Source organism: Rhizobium subbaraonis (genome assembly GCF_900220975.1).
Lineage (GTDB): Bacteria > Pseudomonadota > Alphaproteobacteria > Rhizobiales > Rhizobiaceae > Mycoplana > Mycoplana subbaraonis.
The window spans coordinates 24,668-43,145 of record NZ_OBQD01000013.1 but is presented as its reverse complement, the minus strand read 5'-3'; the positions used below and the strand labels follow the sequence as shown (position 1 = coordinate 43,145).

The 18,478-nt window shown below is 63.3% G+C and carries 22 protein-coding genes; 2 read left to right on the top strand and 20 right to left on the bottom strand.

Annotated features, from left to right (window positions below):
* Positions 1 to 65: 65 nt before the first annotated feature.
* Positions 66 to 674, bottom strand: coding sequence for a DUF3275 family protein (locus tag CRO48_RS19735; protein WP_097141591.1), 609 nt, complete (start codon positions 672 to 674; stop codon positions 66 to 68).
* Between the two features lie 107 nt (positions 675 to 781).
* Positions 782 to 1,360, bottom strand: coding sequence for an STY4534 family ICE replication protein (locus CRO48_RS19730; RefSeq protein ID WP_097141590.1), 579 nt, complete (start codon positions 1,358 to 1,360; stop codon positions 782 to 784).
* Between the two features lie 408 nt (positions 1,361 to 1,768).
* Between CRO48_RS19730 and CRO48_RS19725 the strand changes: the two genes are divergently transcribed.
* The gene (locus tag CRO48_RS19725; RefSeq protein WP_097141589.1) at positions 1,769 to 1,969 is read left to right on the top strand and encodes a hypothetical protein; all 201 of its coding nucleotides are present in this window, start codon (positions 1,769 to 1,771) and stop codon (positions 1,967 to 1,969) included.
* Positions 1,970 to 2,013: 44 nt separating this feature from the next.
* Here CRO48_RS19725 and CRO48_RS19720 read toward each other — a convergent pair whose 3' ends face one another.
* The 12 genes from CRO48_RS19720 to CRO48_RS19665 form a co-directional block, all read right to left on the bottom strand.
* Positions 2,014 to 2,199, bottom strand: a complete 186-nt coding sequence (locus CRO48_RS19720; RefSeq protein WP_097141588.1) for a hypothetical protein — start codon at positions 2,197 to 2,199, stop codon at positions 2,014 to 2,016.
* Entirely contained in the window at positions 2,196 to 2,363 is a 168-nt protein-coding gene (locus tag CRO48_RS32280) for a hypothetical protein (protein WP_176526822.1), read from the bottom strand. The genes CRO48_RS19720 and CRO48_RS32280 overlap by 4 nt, the downstream gene beginning before the upstream one ends.
* Positions 2,364 to 2,550: 187 nt before the next feature.
* Positions 2,551 to 2,958, bottom strand: a complete 408-nt coding sequence (locus CRO48_RS19710; RefSeq protein ID WP_280952679.1) for a helix-turn-helix domain-containing protein — start codon at positions 2,956 to 2,958, stop codon at positions 2,551 to 2,553.
* Positions 2,959 to 3,273 carry a hypothetical protein gene (locus tag CRO48_RS19705; RefSeq protein WP_097141586.1) on the bottom strand — a complete coding sequence of 105 codons (315 nt, stop codon included), beginning with the start codon at positions 3,271 to 3,273 and terminating at the stop codon, positions 2,959 to 2,961.
* 269 nt (positions 3,274 to 3,542) lie between these two features.
* Complete coding sequence (locus tag CRO48_RS19700) at positions 3,543 to 3,899, bottom strand: DUF3085 domain-containing protein (protein ID WP_455363838.1); 357 nt, start codon at positions 3,897 to 3,899, stop codon at positions 3,543 to 3,545.
* 122 nt (positions 3,900 to 4,021) lie between these two features.
* Positions 4,022 to 4,813 carry a GTPase gene (locus tag CRO48_RS19695; protein WP_097141585.1) on the bottom strand — a complete coding sequence of 264 codons (792 nt, stop codon included), beginning with the start codon at positions 4,811 to 4,813 and terminating at the stop codon, positions 4,022 to 4,024.
* A 298-nt stretch (positions 4,814 to 5,111) separates the two neighbouring features.
* Positions 5,112 to 5,849 carry a DUF5983 family protein gene (locus tag CRO48_RS19690; protein ID WP_097141584.1) on the bottom strand — a complete coding sequence of 246 codons (738 nt, stop codon included), beginning with the start codon at positions 5,847 to 5,849 and terminating at the stop codon, positions 5,112 to 5,114.
* A gap of 82 nt (positions 5,850 to 5,931) precedes the next feature.
* Complete coding sequence (locus CRO48_RS19685; RefSeq protein ID WP_097141583.1) at positions 5,932 to 6,624, bottom strand: hypothetical protein; 693 nt, start codon at positions 6,622 to 6,624, stop codon at positions 5,932 to 5,934.
* Positions 6,625 to 7,022: 398 nt separating this feature from the next.
* Positions 7,023 to 8,588 carry an ATP-binding protein gene (locus CRO48_RS19680; RefSeq protein WP_097141582.1) on the bottom strand — a complete coding sequence of 522 codons (1,566 nt, stop codon included), beginning with the start codon at positions 8,586 to 8,588 and terminating at the stop codon, positions 7,023 to 7,025.
* Positions 8,589 to 8,989: 401 nt separating this feature from the next.
* The gene (locus CRO48_RS19675; protein ID WP_097141581.1) at positions 8,990 to 9,253 is read right to left on the bottom strand and encodes a hypothetical protein; all 264 of its coding nucleotides are present in this window, start codon (positions 9,251 to 9,253) and stop codon (positions 8,990 to 8,992) included.
* Positions 9,254 to 9,597: 344 nt separating this feature from the next.
* Complete coding sequence (locus CRO48_RS19670) at positions 9,598 to 11,340, bottom strand: DNA cytosine methyltransferase (RefSeq protein WP_097141580.1); 1,743 nt, start codon at positions 11,338 to 11,340, stop codon at positions 9,598 to 9,600.
* Between the two features lie 522 nt (positions 11,341 to 11,862).
* Entirely contained in the window at positions 11,863 to 13,917 is a 2,055-nt protein-coding gene (locus CRO48_RS19665) for a DNA topoisomerase III (RefSeq protein ID WP_097141579.1), read from the bottom strand.
* Positions 13,918 to 14,163: 246 nt separating this feature from the next.
* Here CRO48_RS19665 and CRO48_RS19660 point away from each other — a divergent pair, with 246 nt between their 5' ends.
* Entirely contained in the window at positions 14,164 to 14,442 is a 279-nt protein-coding gene (locus tag CRO48_RS19660; RefSeq protein WP_097141578.1) for an HU family DNA-binding protein, read from the top strand.
* Positions 14,443 to 14,507: 65 nt separating this feature from the next.
* On the opposite strand, the gene CRO48_RS19655 is transcribed toward CRO48_RS19660, so the two are convergent.
* From CRO48_RS19655 to CRO48_RS19630, 6 genes are all read right to left on the bottom strand, one after another.
* Positions 14,508 to 14,969 carry a single-stranded DNA-binding protein gene (locus tag CRO48_RS19655; RefSeq protein WP_097141577.1) on the bottom strand — a complete coding sequence of 154 codons (462 nt, stop codon included), beginning with the start codon at positions 14,967 to 14,969 and terminating at the stop codon, positions 14,508 to 14,510.
* A gap of 42 nt (positions 14,970 to 15,011) precedes the next feature.
* Positions 15,012 to 15,983, bottom strand: coding sequence for a DNA-methyltransferase (locus CRO48_RS19650; RefSeq protein ID WP_245423580.1), 972 nt, complete (start codon positions 15,981 to 15,983; stop codon positions 15,012 to 15,014).
* Entirely contained in the window at positions 15,980 to 16,480 is a 501-nt protein-coding gene (locus CRO48_RS19645) for a DUF3158 family protein (RefSeq protein ID WP_097141576.1), read from the bottom strand. The genes CRO48_RS19650 and CRO48_RS19645 overlap by 4 nt, the downstream gene beginning before the upstream one ends.
* On the bottom strand, positions 16,477 to 17,310 hold the full coding sequence (locus tag CRO48_RS19640) for a PFL_4669 family integrating conjugative element protein (RefSeq protein ID WP_097141575.1): 834 nt from the start codon (positions 17,308 to 17,310) through the stop codon (positions 16,477 to 16,479). Before CRO48_RS19640 ends, CRO48_RS19645 begins: the two co-directional genes overlap by 4 nt.
* Positions 17,311 to 17,525: 215 nt before the next feature.
* Positions 17,526 to 18,053: an RES family NAD+ phosphorylase gene (locus CRO48_RS19635; protein WP_097141574.1), complete on the bottom strand. Its 528-nt coding sequence runs from the start codon at positions 18,051 to 18,053 to the stop codon at positions 17,526 to 17,528.
* Positions 18,050 to 18,421 (bottom strand): DNA-binding protein, encoded by a 372-nt coding sequence (locus tag CRO48_RS19630; protein WP_097141573.1) that lies wholly within the window; start codon positions 18,419 to 18,421, stop codon positions 18,050 to 18,052. Before CRO48_RS19630 ends, CRO48_RS19635 begins: the two co-directional genes overlap by 4 nt.
* Positions 18,422 to 18,478 lie beyond the last annotated feature (57 nt).

The following is an 18,478-nucleotide window of genomic DNA, read 5'->3' as shown; positions in this document are numbered from 1 at the left end:
GAGTCCTCCCCTCGGGGCAGGAACCCCGGCGGGTGGCGGAACGTCGACAAGGTCGACAGGTGAAGTCAGGGCTGAAGGCGGTGCCAGTCCTGCGTGAGCGGCTTGAACTCGTAACCGAGCTGATTGAGCCGGTCCCTCTGCTCGCGCAGCAGGCGCCGGTCGACGGTGGCATCGAGCTTGACGATGTCGCCGAGCGGCCAGAGTGTGCCGAACAGCGCTGCATCGTCCGTATCGGAGGATGCGTCTGCTGCCGGCTTGGCCGGTTCCACGCCGAATGGCGTCGTGTCGACGAGGGGATCACGCGGGCTGCGTGCCTTCGTTCGGGCCGGGGCCTTTGCGACAGGCGTGGGTGCCGGCGTTTCCTCGTCAATCGGGTCGACTTCATGCGGTGACAGGCGGCTTGCCTCGTCTCCGCTGAGCGCGTCGATGCTGGACAAGGTCATCTCGCCAATGTGCGCGCGGATTTCGATGACCATTCGCCCGTTGGCGGTATAGGTCGACGGGCGGATCTCGGTGATGACGAAGTCACCATCGTATTTGCCCTCGTCATACTGGTCGAGTTCGGGGTTCTTCACCACGAATTCGCCGATGCTGGTGGCGAGGCGTCCGACATTGAACGCGCCGTTGCGCCCGTGAATCGTTCTGATGGCCAGCTGGCCGGGGATTGTGATCATGGATCGCTCCTGTCGAGGACGAAACAGCCGCGCGCCGCCGCCGGAAGGGCAAAGCGGCGGCGCGCGGCCGGGGGGAGAAGGTATGCTCGCGCCAACGAGCTACGTGATCAGAAGGACTCGGCCATAGCCGGTGCGCGCGCATCGGCGGCGTCATCGGCCGGTTCGGAGGAAGGCCTGGCTGCCTTGGGCGAGGCGGCCTTCGCCTTGGGAGCGGTAGCCTTGGAAACCGGCTTCTCCTCGGGGGAGGGAGAGGTTTCGGTTTCGTCAGGCTCCTGTTCCGTCTCGGCCGGCTTCGGCTCGGCCTTGTACTTCTCGATTCCGTCGACCTTGATCCAGCTGATGAACAGCAGGCGGGCCTTCAGGCTGACACCCTGCTCGCCGGCACGCTTTCCCTTCGAATAGGTAAACGTGTCGGTCCACAGGTCGCCAAGACGGAACCCGATCATCACCTTCTTCTCCGCCTCGACGGCGTCAAAGCAGCGGCGAACGAGATGCTGGGCGTCGGCGCCCGATACGCGCGTGTCGAAACGCACATAGGAGACGTCGTCGCTCGGACCATTGAGGGCTGCGATTTCGCAGGCGAGGAACGCATCGCCCTTTTTCGGGGTCACTTCGCGGATGCGATTGAGATAGCCGATACCGGTGATGTGCAGGTCGAAGAACGACCGTTCGGACGTGTTGGTCATGGTGGATCTCCAGACTTGATGACAAGAATGCGGAGACACACCGACCCTGCGGGAGGTGTGTAACCCCCGCGCGGGTTGGTTGGTGGATCGCAAAGGATCCCACAACGATCAGGATGGCATCACCGCCGGTCAGGGCGGCTGTTCGCCGGGGATGCCTGAGCGAACTGGTCGATCACGCGGCCGGGACCGCGTCGTAGCCTTGAGGATCGGTGGCTACCTGGGCATGTCGCCGACAAAGTCAGCGAGATACGGGGAAAGCGTTGCACCGATAGATGCCGGGGGCCACCGGAAATCGGTTCCGGTCCGCGTCCCTATTCTCCAACACGGAAAACTCCGGTGGGTACGGGTGTCTGCACTTCCGTCGAATGGATGCTAAAGTGCCGAAGGTCCGAGGGGAGGGCCAACGAAATGGGCTGGCGTACCGACCAGGCGTATGAGGACGAGCAAAAGCGCGAATATCGCGACTGGAAGGCGTCGCTATCCTGGACAGACTACGCTCTATGGCTGTGGCGACGCTGGGGTTCCTTCCTTGCCGGCGTGGTCACGACAGGCGCCGTCATCGCCCTGGCTGCCTTGCTGCTGAAGCTCGCTCCGTTCTCCGCGGAATAGAAGGCCGCATGTCTGCGCTGACCGCAACTGTCGACGAGCGGCGCTTACGGGCGCCACCCTCTGGTAAAGCCCCGGCCCATCGCAATCACCGCGATGGCAAGCCGTTCCTCGACGGCGTCACGTTCGGCGATCAGCGTTCGTAGGGCCTCCAGCGCATTGCCGTCGTGCAGGCGCAGGATCTCGGCGGCCTCATCCTGTGCGGACGGCTCCCGTCGTTGATGCACGCTCATTGAAGGCGCAACTCCAGCTGCTTCTTGCTCTTCAGCACATAAAGCGGCTTTGCGACTGCTTCCAGCTTGCGTTGGTTTTCCGCGCGAAGGGCGAGTTGTCTCTCCCTCAGCGCGCGGCAGGCGGCGACTTCGGCAAGGGCTTTTTCGATACTGTCGGTCTGCATGGCAACCTCCATTGTTCTCTATATGTTCTCATTTTTAATGAAGGAGTCAAGCGCCGGAATCGAGAATGAGCACAACGAAAAAGCCCCGCCACGGAGGCGGGGCAGGCGGCGTCACATCTGTTGGAGCGACGCGGGGAAGAATAGGCTGGACTATGCTCGACGAGCCAACGGCGGGAATCGCGCCTGTTCAGGGCATCTCATTCCCGACATCGGCGGTGCCGTCAGCGAGCGCGGTGACCAGGCCGAGGATTCTGCGTCTGAGGGCGCGTGAGCCGATCCGGGAATAGGCGATGTTGAGGTCGAGGCCTTCGCGGGAGGAAACGAAGTCGGCGATTTCGGTCGCGCTCGCACTCTCCCTGTCACCAGGTTCGCCCTCGCCGGAGAAGAAGTATGACGGCGACACGCCCAGGATTTCCGCGACGTTCTGAAGGCGGCTGGCGCTCACCCTGTTCGTGCCCTTCTCGTACTTCTGAACCTGCTGGAAGGTGACGCCGAGGGCGGTGCCCAGCGTTTCCTGGCTGATACCAAGCAGGCGGCGGCGCATCCTGATCTTTTCGCCCACCTGGACATCGATCGGGTTCGGTTGTTTTGGCACTCAGCGCCCTCCGTCAATGGTCTCGATAGTCTCGTAGTGCTGCACGATGGCGCCGACGCCGTCGTTGAGCAGCGCGAGGAGCGCTTCCCTGGTGACGGGAACGGTCACGATCTTCTCGAGCTGCATCGGTGGCGGCGGGCCGTCTTCAACTTTGTCCTCGACCTTCCTGAAGTCGAAAAAATCCAGGATGGCCTCGCGTGCCTCCCCTTCTGTTTCAAAGAAAGGGCCGTCATGTCCGTCGTTGTGCCAGCGATCGCCGGCGTCATGTTTTCCGACGACAAACGTGTAGAACGTGTGGGATTGATCGGACGACATGGGCTCTCTCCTGGTAATCGATGGCGCTAATGCCGGAAGCCTATGAATTCACGGTCAGGTTGTCGTAGCAATTCCATGTCTCATCGATCTTTGGCAGCAATAAGGGTTAACCGTCCCATCGCGCTACGGTGCTTTCTCCCCGGTCATCGCTCCATACCGGAGCAGAGCGGTAGCAGGGCGGTCGAACCTCCCGCCACGGGAGCGAAATCCTGCACGCCAATGGCGGCGTGCAGGCAGGCGATTGAGGCGAGAGGCAGCTATGCTGCCGATCAGATTTCGTCGACGCGGAAGATCTCGATCGTGAGATGCTTCTCGGTCGCCTTGACCTGGATATCGTCCTGGCTGTTGAGCACGCGCTCGAAGACAAGGTTCGCCGGGTCGATATATTCCGCGAAATCGTCGCCGCCGAGTTCGGCGCGCGCCAGTTCCCACCAGTCGTCGAACGGGTCGACGTCCGGATTGCAACCGACCGCGTAGGCAAGCAACTTCCGCCGTCCTTCGGGCGTTTGCTCCCCGCGTTCGGACATGAAATAGACGCCCTGGTCCTTGACGAGGATGAGCTTGCACTTGTTTTGCAGTGCCTCGGTGATGACGGGCCGCAAGTCGGCGTTTCTGAAGCGCAGCATGATGATCTCCACTTGCTGAGGAAAGAAGGCAGGCGTTCCGCCATTCGGATGAGCCTGCGAGAAAGTGGCTTCCCGCCGCGAGGACGGGAAACCAGATGCGACGAATGAAGCCGATCCAGGGATCAGTGACGGGTCTGCCTGCGGCCGGGTGTCAGAACCTCGACCTGGATCAGGCGCCAGGTGCCGTCATCGATGAGGCTCGCCAGCGTCGCCCCGAGCGTGTCGAAGTAGACGTTGTCGATGCGCTCTTCGCCGTCATGAAGCTCGACGACATAGACGTCGGCGCCGCGGTCGTAGATCACGGCGACGCGCCCCTTGAACTTCGCGGTATCGACGGTGAAGCTGATCGCCGGCGGCGTTTTGATGATGTCGCCCGGCTTCGGGTCGACCCATGCGAAATCCTTGGCGCCAGCATCCACCAGCATATGCGTGATGGCGCGGAAGCCGTCCGGAGCCGGCAGCTTCTCCAACTGCTCGATGAGGTCGCGCAGTTCCGGGCACTTGGGTTCCGGGATCGGCAGCTTCGCCGGCGCGGAACCGAGGATCATGCTCTTCACGGTGTAGGGTGTGCCGTCCGAACCATATTCGGTGCGCACCTCCGGCGTGTCCGCGCGCTCGCCGTCGAACCGCCGGCGGGCGTAGGGCTTGACCAACACCTTCGTCCCCGCTGCGGGCACTTCGGTGGCAAGGCTCCGGTCGACCACCGCGAACTCCGTGCGCCCCGTCTGGACGACGATGGCCTCGTCGGTCGTGGCGATCACCTTGCCCTCGAAAGGCTGCGGGTCGACACGGAAACCGAGGGCCGATTCTTGCGGCTGCCCGTCGAAAACGCGATACTTGTAGCGGCGGGCGTTGCGCGGAACATGGGGCGCAACGAGCGTCTGCAATTGCGTGCGAATGGCTGCACGGTCCATGGGGTGACTCCCTTGGGAAGAGAAGGGACCCCGTCCGCAAGGGAGGTGATCCCTTGAGGGTTGGAAAATCGGGCTCAATGCCCTGTGAGGAAAATGACCGGAACGGCGAGCCGCGCCGCAGTCTTCAAGGTCTCGACTGCCTGGGATGTTGCCGGCGACGCCAGCGAACATGCGGCGAGAATGGCATTGCCGAGGCGCGTCAGGCACGCGGCAATCGGCATCCGGCGATCACCGCATTCGATCGGCGGGCAAAGAAAAAGCCCCTCGGAAGGGGCTCAAAATTCGCATTGTGGTCTGATCAGTCGTTTCCGGTAGATCCTGCGTCTTCTTCATAGACCGGCAGGCCGTCGAGCAGCGGTGCATCGGCATCGAAGATCAGGAACCGGATATCGGCCAGCGCGGCCAGATGGAGCACGTCCGCGAGGGACGCCGGCATACCTTTGGCGAGATGTCGCCGACGTAGGTCCTCTGCGCTGATGCCTTCGACGTGCTGGAGGTTTTCGTCCGTCCAGGGGGTGGCGATCAGTTTGACGCCGATGGCCTCGCAATAAGGAATGCGAAAAGCGACGAACAGGAAGCCGGTCGGCGTAGCGATATCGGCCAACTCGGGGAGGTAGCTTGCGGACTCGTGCGTGATATGAGCGGTGCTGATTTCCCAGGACCGGCTATAGCGACCTGTCTCGAAGGTCAGGCGCTCGACAACCTCCTTCGCGAGATTGAGCGCGCCGCAGTCGCCAATGTGATGAATGACGTCGTCCTCATGACTGACGATGGAATAGACGACATCGCGGACATATCCGCGTTCGCTGCATGATGCCCTGAGTTCGGGCGGAATTTCCCTATCGGTCACGACAAGCCCGAAATCGCCGTTGAAAAGGCACTTGCGGGATCGCAACGCGTGGCTCGGCAGGTCGTGCTGCGAGCGATGCAACGGAATATGGATCAGCGAGGAGTTCTCCTCCGTCGTCAGCACCAGCGTCCGTTCGATATGAAGGTTTCTATATCCCCGAACGAAGGGATTTGAGGTTGAGGTCATGGTCATCCTCCAGGGGGAGTAAATGCCGGTGGCGGCCCCGAGGGGAGCAGGCCCCGGCGGGTGAGGAAAGACGCCCCTGTGTTCAGGGGGCTGGTGACGGGGATTGCAGCAGGCGTTCGGCGACCAGCTTTCGCAGCGTCGCCTGGGCCTCGGGATCGGCGACGCCGGCGAGAAGGCGCGTCGTTTCGTTGACGATGAGGGCCGCCGCCGCAGGCAGGTCGTTATCGACAAGAGCCTGGTGCAGATTGTCGAACATCTCCAAGGGGCGGGATGTGTCGATGGAGAGATTGAGCCGGCGGCTGATGAAGATGCTGTTGCCGCCAAACTCGAACAGGCGCGGCTTGTCGCAGTGCCAGCAACCCTCGAACTTTACCGCTGTCAGATTGTGGCCGTCGTTGAAGCAGGTCGCAATCAGGAACAGCTCTTCGAGGTCGGCCTCGTTGTCGAAGGTATGATGCTCGATCAGGTGCAAGAGCTGCGCCAGACGGCCTTGATCGCTCGGGCCGAAGAAGCTCACGAAATCGCGAAGCACCGACTGGATCGTCGGTTCTTCCCGATTGCTCACCGGAATACTCCAAGCTTCGGCGAGATCCAGCAGGTTTTGCATGATGTCGTCCCAGTCGGGACTATTGGATTCGGCAACGAGCGCAATGTAGGCGTCACCGCTGCCGGGATAGTCGGCATCGAGCGCGTAACCCTCAAAGAGGGCATTGATGATCGGCGTGACTGCATCGAGAACGAGAACGCCGGTTCCGTCATAGTAATTGTTGGCCATGGCAAGCCCTTTCGGATGAAGGCGCGGAGCCATGTCCTGCGGACGATGACATCCGCGGAAAAACCTGAACCCGGTGAGGGGTTCAGGTGGTGATGGAGGGAGAGGCAAGGCGTCGAAACGCAGAGCCTTTCGAAATGCCCTGGAATTCGAGGGCTGGGAGCATCGAACGCTGGGAGGCGTTTGTCCGCAAAGAATGATGCGAAGCGGACTGGATCGGTCGACCACGTGGAAACCGTGGCGCAGTCGTAAAAGACCGGGACTGCTGGCATGTGCTGAAGACATCAGCGACATATGAGGCCAGCATGGCGTGTGAGGACGCGCCCGTCGTGCCGGAAACGGCACAGTGATCCGCCCCGATTTCAAAAGAATGGGCGCTCCGAAGAGCGCCCGCAGGTTTGTCAGGATATCACGTTTTTCAGCTTGCCCTCGCCATCGAAGACCATACGGACGACGACATTGGCGAGCTTCGGCTGCGGCACGTAGCGCAGATGCTCGGGCAGCAACGCCTCGACGGCGCGGGCCGGGTCCTGAGACAGGTCGATCGCCATAAAGGTTGAGATGGCTGTCCTGTCCTCGTCTCTGACACGTTCCTCGTATCTGTCGTCGAAGACATCGCTGGAGATGAGCCGTGTAACACCGGCGGCGCTGGCCGTGAGATGAACGATCCCGTCCTTGCGCACCGCTGAGACCGGATACGCCACCGGATCGTCGGCGAGGCTGAGATGGATCGCATCCGTCAGCACGAGATCGACCGTTTCGGCCAGCGGTGCATTGGCTTCCCGATGCAGGATGGCGCCGGGGCGAACGATCACTTGATCGGATGCGACGATACGGGTGACCCGGTTCAGCCAATGACCTGCATGGAGACGGGTCTCATCGAGAAGGAAGCCGCCCCGGGCGCAAACATAGACCTCGGCCGTAGCCTCCTCATCCTCGTCGGACTCGATCCGCCATACGCCGTTGCTGGTCAGCGCTTCGGCGGCGATGACACCGTCTCGGAAGCATCCTTCCCATTCATGCGCGTGACCGGGGGGAACGTCGTCCCAGTCCCGGAACCATGAACGATGGGCAAATGGCACATCGTTGAGGAGATTGGCGTTGGAGGACGTCAGGCAGGCCTCGCCATGGACGTCGAGGAACTCCTCGGCGGGCATGACCTCCTTCATCTCGACCAGGGCTTGCCGGAATGCCTGGCTGACCGCCTCCTGAATGCGCTGATTGTCCTCGCGTTCGTTGAGAAGATGCTGCCGGTCGGGAAGGCGGGCGATCATGTCGTCACGCAGAAGGACGATGTGATGCTCGGATGTTTTCGGGTCCTTTCCGATGGGAAGCCCCTGAAGAAAAGCACGCCACTGAAACCGCTGGGCGTCGAGGTCGATCAGGACTTTTCCGACCGGTGTTTCTCGCCATGGCAGAGCCGGATCGGCAAGGGGACGCGGCAATTCGCTGCCGTTGAACGAGATGCGGACGGGAAAGGCGGTGGCGAGCCGCCGAAGCTGCTGGCCGACCCAATCGGAAAGGACCAACCCCTCCGTCGGCGATTTCACGCCTTCGAGCCGTATACCCGTGCCGATGCGCACCGGCGCCTCGTAAACGTAGATCGGTTCCCCGGCGATGATCTGCGCCGTGCTGGCGCCGAACGACCGGTCTCCCGAATGCACGAGCAGCCGTTCGGAAAAGTAGAGCGTCGACAGGACGCCCATGCCGAAGGCGTTTTCGCGCGCCTGCAGGTCCGCATCCCAGCCGGATTCGGCGATGAAGAGGAGGGATTGCAGATCGGCGATACCGATGCCGTCATCCTCGACGGTGATCGATGTGTCGCCGGCGGTGACGCGGATGTGGCTCGCTTGCGCGCGACGGGCGTTCTGCAGCAGCTCGCCGAGCATGGAGGAGGGGTTGAAGGCGTGCCTCAGATTGGCGATGAGCCGTTGCTGGTTGGTCTTCAGACGAATGGTGTCGCCCATGGGGGTCTCCCTGGAGGTGGGCGCGGGCGTGCGCGGTGGATGGTGATGCGCGAGATGCGGCACGGCGCGCGGATGCGGCGGTGCGGGCTCTAGAAAGGAGCGATCGCGCGATGAGGAAGGAGCATCACGCCGGTAGGGCGTTCGTCCGCGGGAACGATGTGAAGCGGACAGGCGGTCTGACGCGGAGAACCACGTCGCAGCCTGAAGACCGGGCTGCTGGCATCACGCCGAGAACCTCGGCAGTAACGGCCGCAACTCTGTCCCTCTTTTCTGTGGCAGTCGTGGAGGAAGCCGCACGACGGCAAGCCCCGATTTGCCTGCGTTAAGAAAAGGAGCGCTCCCGCTCCGCACCGCACGGCGGGACGAAGGTGGAGATCCTGTTGCAGCACAGGATGCCACGGCTAAAGGCCGATCGTGAACCGCTCGTTCCAGTATTTGCCGCGCCAGGCGTTACGGTCGGGGCAAAGGGCAAGGTGCAGTCTGTATATGGCTTCCCGCCGCGCGGCGGCATGCCAGTCTCCACCGTTGAAGCCTATTTGCACGGCAAGGCGATCGACGTCGGCCCGAGTCAGATGAAAGCCCATGCTGCGGTAGAGCATGGCGGCAAAGCGCACTTCCATTCGTCGTTCACGATAGGCGAGCTTCATCGCATGGAATACGTTCATTGTCATACCTCGTTGGTTGTTGGACAGGGGCGCACCTGCTGACACCCCCCCCCGCAACCGCAGTTCACCCGAACGGATGGGAGATACGGCGGACAGGGAAAGCAGGACGTGCGCGATGGACAAGGGAGCATCGGCGCCGTGATGGCGCTCGTCCGCGGAAACGATGCGACGCGGACTGGATCGGTCGACGCGGGGGCCGCGTTGCAGCCGTTACGACCGAGGCTGCCGGGACATGCGCCGACAACGTCGGCCACACGCTGGACAAGATGTGTGGCTTACGGAGAAATGCCAGCCACAATACCACTGTGGCCGATAGCGCATTTCGTGGCCTTCGGCCTGAAACGTCACCAAGCTTCGCGTGTCGCCAGAACCAGAGCGATCCTCCGACCAAGCCATTCCACGCAGGGAACGGCCATGGAATTGCCGATCGCCTTGTAGCGCGGGCCGTCGGCCGCCGGTTTGCCGCGATACGGCACCAGCGTGTAGTTGTCCGGCATGCCCTGCAGGCGCTCGCACTCGACCGGCATGAGGCGGCGGACGCGCCAGCCCGCCCATTGCGACCAGTCGGTTTCGTCCGGGCCGAGCATCTGGCCGTAGAAATAGTCCTCGGTCGACGGCAGCAGGACATGGGCCTTGTCGCTGCCGCCGCCGCTGGCGCGTAGCGCGGTGGCGACCTCGTCGCCCAGTTCGACTGTCGCGCCGCCGTCTCGGCCGCGCAACGCAACGGACCGGGCGACCAGGTTTGGCCCGAGGCTCGTGTCTGCGTTTTCCGTCTTCTTGCCGTAGTGACTGATCAACGTGCCGGAGACCTCGTGCCCGAAGGTGGCACGGAGGGTCCTGAAGGCGATGGCCGGCATGACGCCGCCATTCGCATTGCCGTTGGATCGGACGCCGGCGCGCAGCGTCGGCGCGATATCTTCCAAAGCATCACCGCCGTGATCCTTTGCCGAGAACGCGATGGTCGGGAACGGCGCCGGCGCCTGATCGCGGCAGGCGATCGCCGGCATGCCGTACCCGGGCTTGCCGCCGCCGGTGTTCAGCGTTCCCGCGATGTGGCCGTCGCCCGCCTCGAGCCGGACCTCGCCGCGGCTGTTTTGCGCGAAGGCGACGGAATGCGCGACGATCGGCACGCCGCGCCCGGTTCCGTCCTCGCTGCCGCCCTTGCCGCCGTTTGCCGTGTTGAGAGCATGGGTCCGCTCTCCGGTGACGGACTGGGCCGCGAAGGTCTCGACCTCGAAATCGCACTTGTGGCCGCGCGCCGTCAGGCAGGCTGCGCGGTCGATCGGGCCTTGCCGGTTGCCGCCGCCGAAGCAGACGGTGCAAAATGCCCGGCCATAGGGTCCGGCCAGAGCGTCGGATAGGCCGCCTGCGCCGTCAGGGCCGCCTTCAGCAGATCCGGAAGCGATTTCCCACGCCGCGCCGCCCGGCGAAGAATCCCCTGGCAGGCGATAGGGCTCAAAAAGTACCGCGGCGGGATCGAATCCCGCATCACCACTTGCCACAAGAAACACGCGACGGCGCCGTTGGGCGACTCCGAAATATTGCGCGTTGAGCACCCGCCACGCGACGCGGCGGCGGGGTCCAGCGACACAACCAGCGTTCGACCACCTTCGCCCTGCCGGCTCCAGCGCGCCGCCTTCTCCGGCCAGCGCTCCCAAAAGGCATCCGAAGGCGTTGGATTTGTCGGAGAGGACGCCGGGGACGTTCTCCCAGACGACGATGGCGGGCGGTTGGCCGTTTTCCCGGCGAGTTTGGTCGATGGCATCTGCAAGCTCCGTGTATTTGAGGGTGAGGGCGCCGCGCGGATCGGAAAGGCCTTGCCGCGCGCCGGCGACGGAAAACGCCTGGCAAGGCGTGCCGCCGACGAGGATGTCGGGCGCGGTGGCGACACCTGCGCGCACGCGGGCCGCGATGCCCGTCATGTCGCCGAGGTTGGGGATGTGCGGATAGTGATGGGCGAGGACGGCGTTAGGAAACGGATCGATCTCGGAGAACCAGGCCGGCCTCCATCCGAGCCGCTTCCAGGCGAGGGTGACGGCCTCGATGCCGGAGCAGACGCTGCCATAGGTACGGGGGTGCGGGGTCATTGCTGCATCTCCTGTTCTGGCCGGCGGTCTAGGACCGCGGCGCGATGTGTGGGGAAGAGGGGAACAGGACGCCGGAGACTGGGATCTCCGGCGGAAGACGAGGAAACCACCCGTGGGCTGTCGCAGGGATTTTGGCCGGTCGTAGAGCCATCCGCTGCATCAGCAATCGCACCCGACCCTTGTCGTGGCTGGGGTCAGCATCCTTCGGCACGCATCCGCGCACAAAAGGAGCCCGTTGTTTCGCCGGCGGGCACCGGCGACGAACACCGTCGACCCGAAAGGTCTCCGCGCGCCTCCATTACGAGGCGCGGGGAAACCCTTCGGAGCGACGTCGAATGAGGGGATCAATCAACCGAATGATGCGGTCTGCCGAGGAAAACGCCTTCCTCTCGCCCGGCAACACGATCACCGGGGAGCTTCATGCCGTTTCAGAAGGCGGGGACATGCTAGGGATGCCTCGCGGGGATGCGAGGCTGTGCCGCCGGCCGCTGGAAGCGCGGCCACAGGCAGACGTGTCTTGCTTCAGGAGCCCCTCGGCTTCGATTGCCGCTTTCGAGGCGCGGATCGATTGGAACGGCCTGTTTTGCGGCTGGTCGCTTCGATGGCCAGCGTGCCCTTGCAGTCGGGATAGCGGGTGCAGCTCCAGAACGGGCCGGTCTTGCCGGTGCGCTGGCGGGTAACAGATCCGCAAAGCGAGCAGCGTGGCCCTTCGGGAACGCGGACGGAAAGGCGGGCGCCACGATATTGCTCGACGAGTTGCGCGACCCATGCCGATTGCTTGCCAATGAAACCGTCAAGCGTCATCTGGCCGGATTCGATCATGTCGAGCGCCTGTTCCCAGATCGCCGTGGTGCCGGGATCGGCGATGGCCGGCGGCACGGCGTCGATCAGGGTGAAGGCGGCGTCGGACGCACGGATGGAGCGGCCCTTCTTGATCAGGTAGCTGCGATCGAAGAGACCGGTGATGATGCCGGCGCGCGTCGCCTCGGTGCCGATGCCCGTCGTCTCCTTCAGCTTCTGCTTCAGGCGCGGATCGGTCACGAGCTTCGCCACGCCCTTCATCGCCTTGACCAACTCGCCTTGCGTATAGGGCTTTGGCGGCTGCGTCTTCAGGCCCTTGAGGCCGACGGCGCCGATCTGGCAGCGAACGCCTTTCGTCAAAGATGGGAGAACCTGGCTACGACGAGCGGTTTCCTCGTCCTCGCCATCGGATGGTTTGGCGGCCCTGGCATCGTCACCTTTGCCGACTTGCGCCAGATGCCAGCCAGCCACGATCACCTGCTTGCCGGTGGCCAGCAGCGTTTCACTGCCGGCGGAAAACCCGGCGAGCGTCCGGTCGAATTCGTGGTGCGGCAGAAACTGCGCCAGATAATGCGACCGGATCAGCCGATAGACGGCCTTCTCCTTGTCGGACATGGCGTCGAGCCTTGTCGGCTCTAGCGTCGGAATGATGCCGTGGTGGGCGGTGACCTTCGCGTCGTTCCATGCGCGGGATCGCTGGTTCCGGTCGAGCTTGTCTATAAGCGGCCGGATGGCGGGATCTGTTGTGACAAGGGCGTGGAGGACGGTCGGGACCTCGGCCAGCATGCTCTCAGGGAGGAAGCCGGAATCGGAGCGGGGATAGGTCGTCGCCTTGTGCGTTTCGTAGAGCGCCTGCGCGACGTCGAGGGTTTCCTGAACATCGAGCCCGAGCTGACGGGAACAGACCTCCTGCAAGGTGCCTAGATCGAAGGGGAGTGGCGGTGCCTCATGGATGCGTTCCGTTTCAACGGAGAGGACCTGCGCCTCGCGGGCGCCGCGCAACACGTCGAGCGCCTTCTGCGCCACCAGCTGCTGGATGCAGCGGCCAGCCTGATCCATCGTGCCGATAGGCGCGGACCAGTGGGCGAGGAAGGATTGGCCGGCATGGGACAGGTTCACCTCGATTTCCCAGAACGGTGTCGGGACGAAGGAGGCGATCTCCCGGTCGCGGTCGACGACGAGGCGAAGGGTCGGGGTCTGGACACGGCCGACGGACAGCACGCCCTGATAGCCGGCCTGTCGGCCGAGCAGGGTGAAGAGTCGGGAGAGGTTCATGCCGATGAGCCAGTCGGCGCGCGAGCGCGCCAGTGCCGAGTAGTAGAGCGGCAACGTCTCGGCCCCCGGTCTGAGGGCTTCGAGCGCCTTGCGGATCGAGGCATCGTTCAGGGCCGACAGCCAGAGGCGTTGGACCGGGCCGCGGTAGCCGCAGAGGTCGAGAAGTTCGCGGGCGATCATCTCGCCCTCGCGATCGGCATCGGTGGCGATCACCAGTTCGCTCGCCTTACCGATCAGTTGTTTGACGATCTTGAATTGCGTGGCGGTGGAGGTCTTGACCTCGTTTCGCCATTGCTGGGGAATGATGGGAAGCTGGTCGAGGGACCAGCGCTTGTATTCTTCGCCATAGGCTTCCGGCGGCGCGGTCTCGACAAGGTGGCCGATGCACCAGGTCACGACGACGCCGTTGCCGCTGATGCAGCCGCTGCCGCGTTCCCGCGCGCCGAGCACCCTTGCAATATCCTTGCCCTGGGAGGGCTTCTCGCACAGAAAAACCCGCATGCGCCTCCTCGAAACTGCTGTGCCTGTTGATTGATGAGGTGACCATGGCTGTGTTCGGCCGGGGCGGCAGCAAGGAAAGCGGCGGCAGCGACAACCGGGTTTTTCGCTTGGAAGAGGCTCGAGAATGCTGGAATCCGAACATTTGCGGTGGATGAAGCCGGTCCGCCAGCTTTCCCCGTCTATCTTCGCCGCGTGCTTTCGGTCTCATTGAGACGGGGCAAGAAACCAACGAGGAGTCTATTTTCCATGACGACGACAAACGAGATCGCGGACAAGATCGCCGCCGAGCAGGGCCTGACGAAGGTGCAGGCCAAGACCATTGTCGAGGGCGTGTTCAAGCAGATCGCGGAAGCCGCCTCAAGCGGCGCGGAGACCAGCATTCCCGGCTTCGGCAAGTTCAAGGTGAAGGAAACCCCGGAGCGCGAGGGCCGCAATCCCGCGACCGGTGCGACGGTCAAGATCGCCGCTGCGAAGAAGCTCACCTTCCAGCCGGCGAAGGCCATCAAGGATACGCTCAACGCATAAGGCTCCGGTCGAACGGCTGGCGCATGGAGGGCGGATGCGGATTGGCGCAGCCGCCCTCGTACCGCCTATTCCTTCGCCTTGGCGCCCTTCGGTTCCCGCGCACCCGCGGCCTGCTTCGGCCTGGTTTCCGGCTGGGCGGGCTGGGGCTGGCTATCGATCTCCTGCTGCTTCGGGCTGAGCCTTATGCTCTCGATCCGGTAGGGCAGGATGGCGATACGGCGCGCATCGACCTTGAAGGTCACGCGCTCGTTTTCCTCGGCATCTTCCCATTCCTCGCGTAGCATGCGGCCTTCGACCAGCACGCGCATGCCCTTCTGGTAGAGTTTCGCCCAGTCGGGTTCGCTGTTCCAGAGTTCGACGGGCGCCCAGAAGCCGCCGCGGTCTTCATAGCCGTCCCTGGTTGGCACGGGATTGTCGAAATAGACGTTCAGCCGCAACAGCCGGCGCGGCTCGTCGTTGCCGCTGGTGAATTCCCGATAGTCCGGCGCCGAGCCGATATTGCCCTCGCCACTGAAACGCGTGCTCATGATGCTGCCTCCTTGCTGGTGAAATGCCCTTGCCGACGGATATCAGCGCAGGCGGTGAAGTTCGAGAAATGAGGGGTTCAGTTCGCAGCCGATGAAGCGCCGGTTCAGCCGCTTCGCGACGGCGGCCGTCGTGCCGCTGCCCATGAAAGGGTCGAGCACGACATCACCTTCGCGCGAGCCGGCGAGAATGCAGGGCACGACCAACTCCTCGGGAAAGGCCGCGAAATGCGCGCCGTGGAATGGCTTATTGGTGATCGTCCAGACGTCGCGCTTGCGCCGGGTGGCACGCGCTCCGATCTTGTGCAGGCCGCCGCGCAGATTGCCGTTCGTGCCGGAAGAGCGCTCGCCGGGCGGAAGGCGAACCTGCCGAATGTTGCCCGGCCCGCGTGGATCGAGCGAAGGCTCTATGATCGCCGCGTGATCGAAATAGTACCGTCGCCGCTTGGTGAGAAGGAACAGGTATTCGTGCGATCTGGTGCAGCGGTCGGTGACGCTCTCGGGCATCGGATTGGGCTTCGACCAGATGATATCCTGCCGCAGAAACCAGCCGTCGTCGCGAAGCGCGAAGGCGAGCATCCATGGAATGCCCATCAGGTCCTTCTGCTTCAGGCCGGGTGGAGGCGGCGACCAGCGGCCGCCGCGCGGACCGATTGTTTCCGCTCCATGTGCATACCAGCGTCGTCCCTGCCAGCCACCGCCGGATTTTCCCGTGCCGGCATAGGTATCGCCGATGACGATCCAGAGGGTGCCGTTATCGGCCAGCAGATTGCGCACCTCGCGAAACACCTCCACCAGCCGCGCCACGAATACCGCAGGCGTCTCCTCGGCGCCGAGTTCGAGCGCCTTGTCCGGATGGTCGGCCGGCAGGTAGGAGCGCAGGCGATAGTAGGGCGGGCTGGTGACGCACATCTGCACGGATATTCCACTCTCGGTCATCTGGCGCAGCAGATGACGGCAATCGCCGATATGCGTTCGATCCAGCCATCGGCAGGCGGGCAGCTCGGGCGGCGTCATGAAGATTGCTCCGCCGCCCGGCGCTTTGCCACGTCCTCCGCGCGCTCCAGCTTGCCGGCGCATTCCAGTGCTTGCCGGACCATGCTGTGCAGCAGGCTGACCTGCATGTTGATGATGACGCGCTGCTCCTCCATCATCAGGAGATCGGGGACCAGTGCCACGGGGGTCGCCGTGCTGGAGACCAGTTCCTCCCAGAGCATGACGCCCATTTTCGACCGGTCGGCATTGCGCCAGCGCAGGAAGGTCGTGCCCGCGCCGGTCGTCTGCAGGGCCAGTTGCACGGGAAGCCGGCTGAACGGATGGCTGCGGGCCTGCGGCAGGATACGACGTTCCGCGAGCGTGATGAGATCGTCGCGAAGGCCGCTGCACCGGCTGGCCCAGTCCTCCAGACTCCCCTTACCTTTAAAAGGCTTCAAAAGGCCTTTTAGGTAGGCGATCTGTTCCAGCGCCTGATAGGCTGTCTGTTCCAGCGGCATGAAATAGTTCGGTTGGGTCATGCCGATTGCTCCTCGTCGTCGGTTGCGGTCGAAACAGCCTCGTCGGCCTGTTCTGCGCTCTCTCCATCAACCGCATCGGCCGACGTCGTTTCGCCTTCGCTCGATTGGCGCGTGTTCGGACGGCGGGCTCTCGGCGGCGGTGAGGACGGGGTGGGGCGGCGGGAGACGGGTGGCGCGAAACGGGAGCGCCGCGTGCCTTCAAGCACGTCCTGTGGCAACTCGCCGAACTTCTCCAGCGCGGCGCGCGCTACGGCGTTCTTCGCCGCGAAATCGTCGCGCGTCGCCCCGGAATAGCGATATTGCTGGGCCAGCGAGAACAGGCTGCGCAGCTCGTGCGCGCCGTCGTCAAGCCAGCGTTCCAGCGTGGTGCGATCGATAAGGGCGGTGTGGTGTGCCAGGATCAAGCGGCGGGCGAGATCGTCGTAGTCGGCCAGGAGATAGACGGCCATGAAGCCGTGCTGCGAGGAGACGAAGAGCGGCAGCTTGACCGGCTGGACGTTGAGATTGTCGCCGAGGCTGAGGGCAGGGGGTACATCAGCAAGCGCCTGGTCGACCTGTTCGCGGATGAGCTGGATCCGCTCCTTGGTGACGCCAAGCTTCTCCTCTATGCGCAGCATCCACCAGTCGGAATAGGGGTCGTCCTGTTCCGCGCCCCGCTTCAGCTTGGTCATGATGGCGACGAAGCCATTGAGGCCGATGATGCCCGGCTTGCCTTCGACGGCTGGCCGGCCATGCCAGATGCGGGATGCGTGATGCGTGTGCAGCGTCAGCGACATCGCGCTGCGCAACGATCCGAGGTTCAGTTGCAGGGCTTCGGCTTCATTTGCCATCGTGACGACCTTCGCTGGTGGAACGGGTCGCCAGCATCGGGGGTCACGGGAAGGCCGTCAGTCATCAAATCGAATATGGGGCAAGCCTGTTTCTGCTGTGGCTCGCATCGGCAAGGCATCGGTATCGGCGTGGAATGCTTGGGCGGAAGGCAGCGTGTTCAACTATACCAGTGGTATAGGCGTCCATGGATTTCCGTGGACAGTCGATCTGGGCTTCATCGCTCCCAACTCGACCGGTCACGCGGCAATCTGCCGTTCGGATCGTTCACTTCGATCCGATTTTCGCCTTCGAGCTTCTCGCTGAAAACCACGATGTTCACGCCGCCGGGATTTGCAGTGCTCGGGAAGATGATGCCGGTATGATCGGCATCAAGTACGAGGTCGCCGAGCACCCATGTCGGAGGCTCAATGTGAAGGTCGAATTTCAGGTGCCGCCAATCCTCCTGCCAGCTATGCCAGAGTTCATCCCACGGATCGCCATGAGCCAATTGGCGAAGGTCGACGAGATTGACTAAGGTGGCCGTATATAAGCACATCGTGCAAGGCGGCAGGAAGGGAGAGGTCTGCTGGTATTCGCGAAGGGCGGTTGTTTCGTCCAGCGCAAGGTAGAGAGCCTCGACCCCCTCGCGATTGAAACGGCCGCCCTTGCGCGCGGCGCCCGCGCCGCTCAGCGGCAAACCGGCCCATTCCGGCGTATGGGCGCGATAGAGGAGCGTGCCGGCGGGAAAATGCTCGAGGATCACCCGACATATCCCGAGCCGATGGACTCTAGGTAGTCGATCGCATCCTCGGTCCGGCCTTCCGTGACCAGTTGGAGGATCGTCTTGTGGCGGAAGGCGCGGATCGGCGCATTCTTGATCAGGAACAGCGCACGATCCTTGTCGGGCTGCACGGAGGATGCCGCCGACAGGACGCGCATCAGATCGCGCAGCGCCGCCTGTAGCTTGGCGGAGTTCGGATGCGTTCTGATGGTATTGCGGTGAACGGCAGCGATCGCCGCGAGATCCTGAAGCTGAAGGCCGAACAGATCTGCAACGCCAGTCGCCGAAAGGTCGGACGTTCCGGGCTGATGTACGGTTTCGAGGACATCGGGTAGAGCAAGCGCGGACATGACGATCACCTGTTCAAAGATACAGGCTTAATCTATGCACATTCAATGCACATTTCA